Genomic DNA, 10,462 nt, shown 5'->3' with positions numbered 1-10,462 from the left:
GGTACCGAAGTCGATGGAACTTTCTTAGCCATCTGATGGCAGGTCTTGCTAATTATTGCTTGAATCCATCCAAATCTCGACTGTTCTTTTCAAATACAGAAATCGAAGTAACTTAAGCTCCTAGAATATTTTTGAGGGCTCCTTACGTTAAACTGGCGTTCTTTTAGATAAAATTCTTAACGACTAATGGATTTCACAGTTATCCATTTTTCGAAAATTTTTAAGTTTACATACAAGGTTGATTATAAACCTTACTTAAGAGGGAAATGATTTGCCTATATCGTTCAATTTCATAGTGTCATGATAAAATCAAATTTTGTCGAAAAGATATAAAATTTATTGACATTGTTCAACCATTTACTTACATAAATAGAAATTATTTTTACAAACGAAAATATGGATTTATTTGCTGGGAAATTACTAGAGTATTTTTTAAATTTTTTTGTTTTTCGCATTTAAACCCTAAACTCTGATTATGAGATTTCCCCAAAAGTGTTCGTTCCGAAAGAGAAAAGTTTAAGAGAGATTTTAATGCCGAAAAAAAATTGTTTTTTTGATTACTTCTGTTTTTTTTTAGCGAGTTTATGTTTAAGTTCTTGCGAAAAAGAAAAAACAACGAATTTTCAAGCCCCGCCAACAGATGTAAGTATTCAAATCGTCGAACCAAAAACGGTACCTGCTGTTTTTGAGTTTGTTGGTATCGCTCAAAGTTCTCACGTAGTTGAAATTCGAGCCCGAATTGAAGGATATTTAGATAAAATAGCTTATACGGAAGGAAGTTTTGTTCAAAAAGGAAATCTCCTCTTTCAAATTGATCCCAGGCCTTTTGAAGCTGCGCTGGAAAAATCTACTGCACAATTAGCCAGAGAAGAAGCTGTTTTATGGGATGCAAAACGGGCAGTGGATCGCTATAAACCCCTTTATGAGAAAAAAGCTGCAAGTTTAAGAGATTTGGATAATGCAATTGCTCGTCAGCTGTCTTCCGAAGCTGATGTTCAAGCTGCAAAAGCTCAATTGAAAGAAGCGGATATTAACTTAGGATATACGACTATCTATGCCCCAGTTTCAGGTCAGGTAGGACAAGCTAATTACAGAGAGGGAGCTCTCATCGCTCCAACTCAAGATCAATTAGCCACTCTTTCTGTGATTGATCCTATTTGGGTTAATTTTAGTATCTCAGAAGGGGATATCTTACGTAGTCAAAAGTCTATTTCGCAAGGGAAGCTTCAGTTTCCGGCTTATGATAATTTCACGGTTCAGGTCATTTTAGCAGATCAAACCGTTTTTCCTGAAAGTGGGAAGGTTAATTTTTCCTCTCCTACTTATGATCAAAAAACAGGGACAATGATGGTTAGAGCTGTTTTGCCTAATCCAAAAAATGTCCTCCGTCCTGGTCAATTTGTACGAGTCCAATTACTTGGAGCAACCCGTCCAAACGCCATTCTTGTTCCGCAAAAAGCTGTGCTTCAAAGCCAAAAGGGAATGTTTGTATTTTTGGTGAATAAGGATGATGAAGTTGTCATGCAACCTATAGAACCCGGGGTATGGGATCAACAAAATTGGATTATTGATGCGGGTTTAAAGGCTGGAGATCAAGTCGTTGTGGATGGAGTGAATAAATTAAGACCTGGAATGAAAGTCTCTATTAAAAAAAAAATTTTTGCTGAGAAAGCATCATGATTTCCCATTTTTTTATCGACCGCCCTATTTTTGCTTTCGTTCTTTCTATCATTATTACCTTAGCAGGTTTATTTGCGCTGCGAATGTTACCGATCGAGCAATATCCAAATATTACGCCTCCTCAAATTCAAGTGACAGCTTCCTATGCCGGTGCTGATGCTTCAACGGCAGCAGCCAGCGTTGCAGCACCCATTGAGCAGCTAGTTAATGGAGTTGAAGATATGATTTATATGTATTCTCAAAATTCTTCTAATGGAGACATAGCTTTAAGCATATTTTTTGAGATTGGAAGTAATATTGATATGGCTCAAGTTAATGTGCAAAATAGAGTCAACATGGCCCTTCCGCAACTTCCTGAAGAAGTGCAGCGAACAGGCGTGCAAATTAAAAAACAAACGCCAAATATATTGCAATTAGTTGCGATACAGTCACCTGATCAACGATATGACAATATTTTTGTGAGTAATTATACAACTATTAATGTTGTGGATGAAATTTTACGTTTACCAGGAATTAGTAATGCAACGATTGTAAATGCGCGTGATTATTCTATGCGTATTTGGTTAAGGCCAGATCGATTGGCTCAACTTCAATTGACAACGCATGATGTGATCAAAGCTGTTCAAGCTCAAAACAATAATTTTACTGCAGGTTTACTTGGATATCCTCCTACTAATAGCTCCACTCAATTGACAGTTCCTTTGACTGGTCAGGGAAGATTGGATAGCCCAAAACAATTTGAGGATATTATTTTAAGAGCAAATAACGACGGATCATATGTTCAAATTAAAGATGTTGGACGAGTTGAGTTGGGTGCAGCCACGTATGATGTAGATGGTTCATTGAATGGAAAAACGACATCCATGATTGCTATTTATCCATTATTTGGAGCTAATGCTTTGGAAGTGGCTGAAGAAGTCAGAAAAACAATGGAACGCCTTTCCAAAAATTTCCCAGAAGGGCTTGAATACACGATTCCCTACGATACCACTGATTTTATTACAGCGTCGATTCATGAAGTGACTAAAACGATTTTTGAAGCGGCTATTCTGGTTTCTTTAGTGGTTTTAATTTTTTTACAAAACTTGCGAGCGACACTAATTCCTATTATAGCCATGATCGTGTCAATCGTTGGTACCTTTGCAGGAATGTATGTATTAGGGTTTTCTTTAAATACACTGACCTTATTTGGAATGGTATTGGCAATTGGGATCGTTGTTGATGATGCAATCGTTGTAATAGAAAATGTGGAAAGAAATATGCGTGAGCTCAAACTTTTGCCAAGAGCAGCAGCTCATAAAGCGATGGAAGAAGTATCAGGCCCCGTTGTCGCTATTGTATTTGTCCTATGCGCTGTATTCATTCCAGTCGCATTTTTGGGCGGAATTGCGGGTCAACTTTATAAGCAGTTTGCGATTACAATATCAGTATCCGTGGTAATTTCAGGATTTGTTGCTTTAACACTTAGTCCAGCATTAGCTGCATTAATTTTAAAGCCTCACCCATCTCCTTCTCGTTTTTCTCTGTTGTTTAATAAAGGATTTGATGCTTTTACAAATGGTTATATGCATATTACCAAATGGATTTTAAATCATGCCTGGGCTGGGCTTTTACTTTTTACTTCTGTTATCACTATATTAGTCATTTTAAACCATGTGATTCCTACAAGTTTCATTCCCCAAGAAGATCAAGGGTATTTAATGGCACTTGTGAATATGCCAGATGCATCTAGCTTAGACCGCACAAAAGAAGTGGATACTGCTATTACAGAAATAGCTTTGGACATTCCGGGGGTTGAAAATATGGTGTCTTTAACAGGTTTTAGTTTGCTTGAATCTTTGAATCGCCTGCAGATGGGAACTAATTTTATTACATTGAAAAATTGGGATCAGCGTAGAACTCCTGTGCTACAAGCTGGTGCGATTCAAGCAGCCTTAAACAAAAAATATAGTGCTATTTCTGATGCACAAATCATGACGTTCAATCCACCAGCTATTCAGGGTCTTGGAACTGTTGGTGGTTTTGAATTTTGGATAGAGAATCGAGGGGATGGCGATATTCAGGCATTAGAAACAGTGACCCAAAATTTTATTGCAAAAGCACGTGCAAGACCGGAATTACAGGGATTAACAACTTCTATCCAAACTAACAATATGCAATTCTATGTCGACTTAGATCGATATAAAGCTGAAACTTTAGGTGTAACTATTAGTGAAGTTTTTCAAACATTGCAAATCTTTTTGGGCTCTCTTTATATTAACAATTTTAATAAATTTGGGCGTGTTTTTCAGGTAAATGTCCAAGCTGAACCTACTTATCGCTCGAATTTACAAAATCTGGAAGATATGTATGTACGCTCTATACATAATGAAATGGTCCCTTTAAAGTCATTTTTGAGCACTCGCTATACAAAAGGAGCCAATTTAGTTAGCCGCTTTAATGGATTTACAAGTGCTAAAATTATTGGGGGAGCTGTACCAGGTTATAGTTCTGGGCAGGCGATGGCAGCAATGGAACAACTCGCAAAAGAAGAACTCCCTGAGCAAATGACTTATGCTTGGAGTGGTGAAGCTTATCAAGAAAAAAAAACAGGAGGAACGTCTACAAACGTTTTGTTAATTGGTGTTTTGATGGTTTTTCTGATTCTTTCAGCTTTATACGAACGGTGGTCTCTTCCTTTTGCTATTATACTAGCCGTACCATTTGGTTTGATGGGGGCATTTTTAGCAATTTGGATCAGAGGAATTTCAAATGATGTCTATTTTAACGTTGGCTTAGTCACTTTAATTGCTTTGTCAGCAAAGAATGCCATTTTAATTGTTGAGTTTGCAATCATTAAAAGAGAAGAAGGGTTATCAGTTTTGGAAGCAGCTATGGAAGCAGCTAAACTGCGTTTTAGGGCCATTTTAATGACTTCTTTAACATTTATTTTAGGGGTTTTTCCTCTAGTTATTAGCTCAGGCGCAGGTGCTGCAAGTCGACACTCAGTTGGAACGGGTGTATTTGGAGGCATGATTGCTGCGACTATACTTGCCGTATTTTTAGTTCCTCTACTTTATAAACTTATTGATCAACGTATAGAAAAAAAAGAGAAGAGAGAGCATGTTTAGAATTTTAGTGACGAGTTGCTTACTCCTTACACTTAGTTCTTGCGTACTCCATCCTCCTTATCAACAACCTTGTTTGGAGATTCCTAAAAAATGGCGTACTCCTTTTGAAGAAACTTCAACAGCTGCCAATTCTAGATGGTGGGAGGCTTTTGACGACCCTATTTTGAAAAAACTCATCTTTGAGTCTTTGGAAAATAATAAGGATTTAAAGCTGGCTCTCGCGCGTACTGCTGAATTTAAAGCAAGATTGGGAATTGTTCGTTCTCAATTTTTTCCACAAATTAGCGGAGTAGGTCTTACTTCACGTCAACGCACTCCAACAGAACTATCTAGAGGGGAAACTTCTTCAGGCGTTTCTTCTCAAGGTCAACCAGGTTTAACTCCTGTAGGAACAAACTTAATTCCTTCTCCTTATACCAATAATTATCGTGTAGTTGCAGAAGCTGCTTATGAATTAGATTTATGGGGGCGAGTTTATAGCTCTTCAGAAGCCGCTTTAGCAGATTTATTAGGACAAGTGCAAGCTCGCAGGGCTCTGGTGCTATCTATTGTAAGTTCTGTTGCTACAAGCTATATTCAAATGCGACAATTTGATCAGCAATTGATTGTCTCTAAACAGACAGTTACTTCTAGGAAAGAATCTTACGAATTAGCAAAACTTCGTTTTGAAGGAGGGTTAACGTCTGAGTTAGAAGTTAAGCAGGCAGCTGCCGAAGTGGATGAAGCAATTGCTGAAGTTTTTCGATTAGAAGTTTTAATTCCCCAACAAGAAAATTTAATTAGCATTTTAATTGGGCACAGCCCAAGAGAAATTGAAAGAGGATTGAATATTAATGAATGGCCAACTCCACTTGCTGTGCCAGCCGGACTACCCTCAGAGCTATTAGAACAACGTCCCGATATTATACAAGCTGAGCAAGGATTAATTGCTGCGAATGCTCGAATTGGAGAAGCAAGAGCACAGTATTTTCCTAGTATTTCTTTAACCGGTTATTTTGGGTCTGAAAGTCTTCAACTTCATCATCTTTTTACCTCTCCCACAAGAGCCTGGCAGTATGCAGCCAATCTTTTGCAACCTATCTTTACAGGAGGAAAGATTTCGAGTGGCATCGATTTAGCGAAAGCGCAAAAAAGAATTGCGTATTACAATTATCAACAAACAGTTTTGAATGCTTTTAAAGAAGTAGATAATGCTTTAATTGCTCATCAAAAATCCCGAGAATTACTTGATGTACAAAAAAATAGTGTCGTTGTTTTAAAAGATTACCTACATTTAGCTAAATTACAATACGATAATGGGCAGACAGATTATTTGAATGTTTTGGACGCTGAACGCAAACTGTTTACAGCTCAACTCAACCTAGCTCAAGCTGAAGCTGATGTTTTTTTAACATTAGTTAGCGTTTATAAAGTATTAGGAGGGGGATGGGTCATCGATGCGGAAAATCTAAGTAAAGAAAAGCAGGAATGTTTGTAGTACAATCGATGTTGAACATATCAACATCGATTTGGAGAGGGTTATTTCGTTACTGCTGAATCTGTAGAAAGCGAGTTAAAATTCTTAACTGGTAAGTTAATACCACGTTTTTTTAGTTCTTCAGTTAATTGTTTGGCATTGATAAAAACAATTCCGTCCATACCCATTGATTTTGCCGCAGCAACGTTTGAATCTTTATTATCAATAAATAAAAGCTGCTGAGGAAAAACTTGTAATTGATCTAATAAAATTTGATAAGATTGAGACTCTGGTTTCCTGGCACCAATTTCAAAAGAAAGTAAAACAGGATGAAATAAATCATAAAATCCCAGCTGCCTTTTTAAGCGTGCTTGATTCATACGAACGTTTGAGAGCAAAGCGGTTTGATAACCTAGTTTATGCAATTCTTTCACGATTTGAATAGAACCTGGAATTTCTTTGATAGATTTAAATCGAACTTGATCAAAAAGCTCATTCCAATTTGCAGGAAGTGTTATTCCTTTCGAATGAGTATATTGATCCCAAAATTCTTGCTCCATACCTCCATTTCTCGAATAAATTTTTAAATTATTTTGGAGTTCGTCGGCCTCTTCTTCTGTGATCCCGAGTTCTTTTGCAAGAAATTGATTGACTTCACTTTTATCACTTTTAGCAATGACTCCACCAAAATCAAATGCGATGACTTTAATGGGATTTATTGTTTGGCTATATACTTGACTCATTTGGCTGATCATGCAAGGAATTAAAATAAACAAGTAAAAAAACACTTGTTTTAACATACGGGAGCTCCTCTAAATAATTATAATTTTTCTATTGTATCAATAAACTGTTTATTTTTTGTAAAGAAAGAGAAAATGCTGTGCTTATAAAAAAATAGTGTGTTTAAATCAATTTAATTAAAAAACACTTGATTAATTTCTTTAAAGTTTTTCTCTATGTTGAATTTTTCTATAAATTTCTTTTGTGCTTGTTCTCCCATCTGCCGAGTTTTTTCGGGATCAGCTAAAGCTTTAAGAATTGTATGCAAAAGAGCTTGAAGACTTCTAGGGTAACAAATGTAGCCAGTTTTACCATCTTCAATTGCTTCAGGACATCCATTGACATTTGTGCTAATAATGGGTAAACCAACTGCCATTGCTTGAAATATAGCTAAAGGAAGGCATTCGGAGATTGAAGCTTGAATATATAAATCGGCTCTATGATAATAATAATCAATTTGATCAGGCTGAAGAGATGCCATTAAATGAATGCGATCTAATAAACCATAGTTAACGATTTTTAAAATAAGGTCGCCTAAAAAATGACAGTCAGGTCGATTCACAGTTTCAAAAAATCCGATGATCGTTAAGTTTACATGATCAGGAATAGATTTTTCTAATATTCCTTTAATGAAAGCTTCGATCAGATAGTAGGTTCCCTTACGAGCAGAGCTTGTTCCCACAGATAAAATTTCTGAGATGGGACCAGAACGAGAAGTTGACCTTTTTTTTGAAGCGTTTATCCCGCTCCAGTATTTTGTCGTCCCAGAAAATCCTGCCTTTTTCCATAACTCTCTCGTATTATCGGATCCAAACCAAATTTTCACGTTGGAATTTGCTTTCATTTTGTCAAGTAAAGCATTTCTTTTTTGGTTAACATTCAATAATGCGGCAGGAGGAAGAGATTCATGAATATACCAAAATATCCGATAAAAGGGATTCAGTGAAAGAAGCGTTAAATAAAATGCAACAGCAACAGAATTTCCAATCATAGTTCGTTGGAGTTTTAACATCATCCAGAAAGTGTTAATTACTCTGGCTGCTTTTGAGATAAAACTATTTTTATGAAAAGTTAAATCATAGGTGAATTTAGGAATAACAGAAATTGAAATCCCTTGATTTTCTAATTGTTGGCGCATCGGACCGTTTTTTAAGCTAATGACATTCACATAGTGCCCATCTTGTTTTAAACGAATTGCTAAATCAACGACAACCTTTGGTGCCCCTGTTAAACTTAGTTCATGAGTAATAAGAGAGATTTTTATTTTTTTAGTCGTACTAAGAGAGGGGTAAGCTTTTTTGTTATCATCAGCAAGTTTTGTGCTAAGCTGGGGTTGAGGTTTAGTGAGGTAATAATTAAGAGCTTGATCCATATTCATTCGATCACGGATGAGGGGAAAAGCAAGTGGCCAATAAGTAGGGCATGGAGCTTGGACATTTAAAGGAGGACTCTTAGAAATTTCTAGAAGATAAGTACGATAAATTTCATTCAGATCGGATTGAAGTAAGTGATTAATTTGAGAAAATGTATTATTACTGTGGAGACGGTATAAATAGAGCGGTTCATCAAAAAAAATGGGTTCTTCATGAAGTAAAGCCCTAAGTAAAAAATCATAGTCATGCGCTAATTCCAAATTTCTAAATCCACCAACTGCTTCATAAAGATCTTTTGTAAATAGTAAGTTACCTGTGCTTATAGCAAGGTTACTTTTCATGAGTTGAAAGCCAACAGTTGGCATCTCTACTAAAGAACAAAGGCTATCTTCATAAGATTTTTTCCAGGGATGAGAAAACGGTAAATCTACTCCCTGATCATCAATTCCTTTAATTCCAGAAAAAATGAGCCTTCCTTTTTCCGTTTGAAGTCTATCCACTAGCTTTTTTAATCGATCTCTTTCATAGATATCATCAGAATTAAGAATCGTCAATAGTGAACCCTTTGCTATTGTCAAACCACGATTAATTGTGGCATGTGCCCCAGAATTTTGCTGACGAATGAAAGTAAATGAATATCCTTGTTTTGAAGTTTGGTTTTGTTTTAACCATTGTTCAACTATTTCAGCGCTGTGATCTTTTGATCCGTCGTCAATAATGATAATTTCAATTAGAGGATAACTCTGATGTAACACAGAATCGAGTGCTATGGAGACAAATTTTTCGTGATTATAAACAGGAATGACAACAGAAATAAGAGGTGTTTCATTGTCCATAAAAATTTACCAAATTATATATTTTGTGAGTGTGAGAGGGCTACATCCCACATTTTTTCCAGTCCTTTTTCTAAATTGACTTGAGGTCGCCAACCAAATTGTGAATGGAAATATTCATGAGATAACACGCTCCAGGAAGGCTTTGTCGTGATTGCCAATTCACTGTAAATAGTTTGCAAAGATCGATTAGAAATTTTTTCTATTAGCTGAATCACATCCTGAATAGAATACCCTATTCCACATCCAATATTAAAAACGCTAAATAGCCCTTTTAAAGGCTTATTTCTGCTAACTATCTGAAATACAGAAGTTAAATCTTCTAAATGGATATAGTCTCTCACACTATCTGAAGAATCAAAAATAGTTAATGTTTGGTTAAGTAAAATTTTGTTAAATGCAATTCCAATCAAACCTTGTAATCGTTCAGGTTCCAGAAGAGTTCCGTAAGGATTACTGATTCGAAGAACCGTTGCAGAGATTCCATAAGTTTGGCACATTAAACGTAGATAATGTTCTACAGCCAATTTTTGAACACTATAGATAGAATTGGGAGAAGGGGGATCTTTTTCAGTTCTTGGTTTGTGGGGAAGTTCGCTTGAGTACATATTCCCACCTGTGCTAGCAAAAATGATATGGCCGTTAGGATTTGCCTGAGCAAAATGTTCAAATAATTGAGTGGTAAAGGTTAAATCTTCCTGAAAAGAAAAAATTGCGTTTCGGGGATTGGATTTGCAAGCGAGATGAATTAATGTACTGGTGTCTTTAATAAAAGAGGACAAGTCATGTGGGGGGAAAGTAATTGATTTTGAATTATTTCCCTCATCTAAAATATATTCAGAAACGGATGAAGAGAATAATTTTTTTTGTGGAAAAGGAAGGTAAGGACAAATATATTTTCCAATAAATCCTGAGGTTCCGGTAATAGCCAGCAAGTGTCTCTCCTAAAAAACATTTATTGTCTAAATTTCTAAATCATAAAAACTTAATCGAATATGCTAAAAAATCTTGGATTTATATCCTAGAACTTTATTAATAACTTAATTTAAATATCAGAAAATGTTTAAACAAAAAGTTTTAAAAAGAAAAAACACTAGATAGTGTAGTCACGAGAAATAAAATAAATGCTTAAATGTGCTACTCTTCTACGCTCATCAATGGAGCATCTTATGGAAGCGCACAGAAGACATGATATATCCGACAGAGTTTGGAATTTACTGGAACCTCATT

At 35.9% G+C, this 10,462-nt stretch carries 6 protein-coding genes; 3 read left to right on the top strand and 3 right to left on the bottom strand.

Annotated elements, in window-relative coordinates; genetic code table 11:
* The first annotated feature begins 531 nt into the window (after positions 1 to 531).
* Genes BU804_RS10400 through BU804_RS10390 form a run of 3 tightly spaced genes read left to right on the top strand, consistent with a single transcriptional unit; the run spans position 532 to position 6,267 of the window.
* Entirely contained in the window at positions 532 to 1,680 is a 1,149-nt protein-coding gene (locus tag BU804_RS10400; protein ID WP_075884009.1) for an efflux RND transporter periplasmic adaptor subunit, read from the top strand.
* Positions 1,677 to 4,790, top strand: a complete 3,114-nt coding sequence (locus BU804_RS10395) for an efflux RND transporter permease subunit (protein ID WP_075884008.1) — start codon at positions 1,677 to 1,679, stop codon at positions 4,788 to 4,790. Before BU804_RS10400 ends, BU804_RS10395 begins: the two co-directional genes overlap by 4 nt.
* Positions 4,783 to 6,267, top strand: coding sequence for an efflux transporter outer membrane subunit (locus tag BU804_RS10390; protein WP_075884007.1), 1,485 nt, complete (start codon positions 4,783 to 4,785; stop codon positions 6,265 to 6,267). Before BU804_RS10395 ends, BU804_RS10390 begins: the two co-directional genes overlap by 8 nt.
* Positions 6,268 to 6,308: 41 nt before the next feature.
* Here BU804_RS10390 and BU804_RS10385 read toward each other — a convergent pair whose 3' ends face one another.
* The 3 genes from BU804_RS10385 to BU804_RS10375 all read right to left on the bottom strand — a co-directional run bounded on the left by BU804_RS10385 (position 6,309) and on the right by BU804_RS10375 (position 10,167).
* The gene (locus tag BU804_RS10385; RefSeq protein ID WP_075884006.1) at positions 6,309 to 7,046 is read right to left on the bottom strand and encodes an HAD family hydrolase; all 738 of its coding nucleotides are present in this window, start codon (positions 7,044 to 7,046) and stop codon (positions 6,309 to 6,311) included.
* A gap of 113 nt (positions 7,047 to 7,159) precedes the next feature.
* On the bottom strand, positions 7,160 to 9,235 hold the full coding sequence (locus BU804_RS10380; RefSeq protein WP_075884005.1) for a glycosyltransferase: 2,076 nt from the start codon (positions 9,233 to 9,235) through the stop codon (positions 7,160 to 7,162).
* A gap of 14 nt (positions 9,236 to 9,249) precedes the next feature.
* Complete coding sequence (locus tag BU804_RS10375; protein WP_075884004.1) at positions 9,250 to 10,167, bottom strand: NAD-dependent epimerase/dehydratase family protein; 918 nt, start codon at positions 10,165 to 10,167, stop codon at positions 9,250 to 9,252.
* Positions 10,168 to 10,462 lie beyond the last annotated feature (295 nt).

Source organism: Candidatus Protochlamydia sp. W-9, assembly GCF_001950615.1.
Classification (GTDB): domain Bacteria; phylum Chlamydiota; class Chlamydiia; order Chlamydiales; family Parachlamydiaceae; genus Protochlamydia; species Protochlamydia amoebophila.
The sequence above is the reverse complement of the archived record's forward strand: the minus strand, read 5'-3'. Positions and strand labels throughout refer to the sequence as shown.